3 protein-coding genes are annotated in these 2,069 nt (G+C 67.6%); 1 reads left to right on the top strand and 2 read right to left on the bottom strand.

The window, feature by feature from the left end:
* Positions 1–299 (top strand): hypothetical protein (locus VFM98_RS08345; protein ID WP_325109451.1); only part of this gene is annotated, 299 nt, incomplete at its 5' end.
* Positions 300–315: 16 nt separating this feature from the next.
* Here VFM98_RS08345 and VFM98_RS08350 read toward each other — a convergent pair.
* Positions 316–1,509: a serine hydrolase domain-containing protein gene (locus VFM98_RS08350; protein WP_325109452.1), complete on the bottom strand. Its 1,194-nt coding sequence runs from the start codon at positions 1,507–1,509 to the stop codon at positions 316–318.
* Between the two features lie 3 nt (positions 1,510–1,512).
* Positions 1,513–2,069: aminotransferase class III-fold pyridoxal phosphate-dependent enzyme (locus VFM98_RS08355; RefSeq protein ID WP_325109453.1), on the bottom strand; the 557-nt coding region annotated here is incomplete at its 5' end.

Here is a 2,069-nt window from a genome sequence, read left to right on the forward strand (position 1 = left end):
CGATCCTCACATTGGTGCTGGCGGCGTCCGTCCTCTGCGGCACTCCGATGCCGGGCTGGGCGGCCGGCGAGGGCGAGGCGTGCGGCGGGCCCGACCGGATCACCTGCGATGGCGAGCTATGGTGTGATCCGGCGCCCGGCCATTGCGGCGAAGCCGGTGCCGCGGGCACGTGCGTGAAGGCTTCGCCAATGTGCACCCAGAACTGGCAGCCGGTGTGCGGCTGCAATCGCAACTCCTATGGCAACGACTGCGAGCGGCGCTGGAACCGTATGGCGAAAAGGGCGGACGGGGCGTGTTGAACGTCGGCGCTCCGGATCACTCGATCGCCGCGTACACCATATTGCGGAACAGCGCGCGGTAGATATCGCGTTGGCCGGGCGCCTGGATCATCAGCAGCGCGTGCAATTCTTCCACCGGATCGACCCAGAACACCGTCCCCGCGATGCCCCCCCAATTGTAGGTGCCGACAGAGCCGGGCAACGACGCCAGGCCGGGCGCGGTGCGCACCGCGAAGCCCAGACCGAAGCCGTGGCCCGGTGACAGCAGGTTGAGCGCGGGATCGACCACGACACCCGGGGCCAGGTGATTGGCGGTCATGTAGGAAAGCGTCTTGCGGCCGATCAGACGTGTGCTGCCCAGCGCGCCGCCGCCCGACAGCATCTGCAAGAAGCGCAGGTAGTCGTCGGTGGTTGAAACGAGCCCGCCGCCGCCCGATTGCAGCTTCGGCACCTCGCGCGGATCGTAGAGCTTCACGTCGGTGCCCGTGTCGGGATCCTTTGCAAACGGCTCGGCGATGCGCGAGGCCTTGCCGGCCGGCACCGAAAACGCTGTATCGCTCATGCCGAGGGGCCCAAGGATGCGCGCTTGCAGGACATCTTCGAGCGACGACCCCGAAACGACTTCTATCAGCCGGCCCAGCACGTCGGTGGCATGACTGTAGGACCAGTGGGTGCCCGGCTGGTGCAGCAGCGGCAGCGACGCCAGCGCCTTGCAGAACTCGGCGTTGGTCTGGCTGCGCCGGTGCAGAAGGGCTTGCGTGTAGATGTCCTTCAGCCGGCCGGTGGCGACGAAATCGTAGGTCAGGCCGGAGGTGTGGCGCAGCAGGTCCTGGATGGTGATCGGCGCCGCCGCCGGCTCCAGCTCGAGACGGCCGCCGCGCTCCACGCCCACCTTCATCTCGGCGAACTCGGGCAGGTACTTGGCGATCGGCTCGCCGAGGAACAGCCGCCCCTCCTCCACCAGCATCATCACCGCCAGCGAGACGATCGGCTTGGTCATCGAGAAGATGCGGAAGATCGAGTCTGCCTGCATCGGGGCGTCGCCGTCCGGGCCCTGCCGGCCGAGCACCTCGAAATAGGCAAGCCGGCCCTTGCGGGCGATGGCGGCCACCACGCCGGGCAGGCGCTTGCGCGCGATTTCCGCCTTCAGGACATCGGTGAGACGCGCAAGTGCCGGCGCCGACAGGCCGGCCAATACCGGATCGGCGAGGCCGTGCGCGTCCCGGGTCATGGCCTAGGCCACTGCTCTGATCACTTTGACCAGGCCATCGCGGATCTCGTTGATGTCGCTCTCGGTGGAGATGAGCGGCGGCGAAGTCACCAGCGTGTCGGTGGCAACGCGCACGTAGATGTTGAGGTCGTGGTACATGCGCTCGATCGCGTCGTGACCGCGCAGGCCCGGCTTGCCCGGGATCGGCTCCAGATCGATGCCCGCCATCAGCCCGACGGTGCGGATATCGACGACGTTGGGCTCGCCCTTGAGGCTCATCATGGCCTCCGCGAACATCGGCTCCAGCTTGCGGGCGCGCTCGAACAGGCCCTCGTCCTTGTAGAGGTCGAGCGTGGCGAGCCCGGCCGCGGCGGCCAGCGGATGGCCCGAGTAGGTGTAGCCGTGGAACAGCTCGATCACGTGCTCGGGCCCGTTCATGAAGGCATCGTAGATCTTCTTGGACGCCATCACGCCGGCCATCGGCACCGCCGCGTTGGTGATGCCCTTGGCGAAGGTGATCATGTCGGGAACGATGCCGTAGCGTTCGGCGGCGAACGCATGGCCGAGCCGGCCGAAGCCGG

Origin of the sequence: Ramlibacter sp. (genome assembly GCF_035706265.1) — a bacterium.
Taxonomy (GTDB): Bacteria; Pseudomonadota; Gammaproteobacteria; order Burkholderiales; family Burkholderiaceae_C; genus Ramlibacter.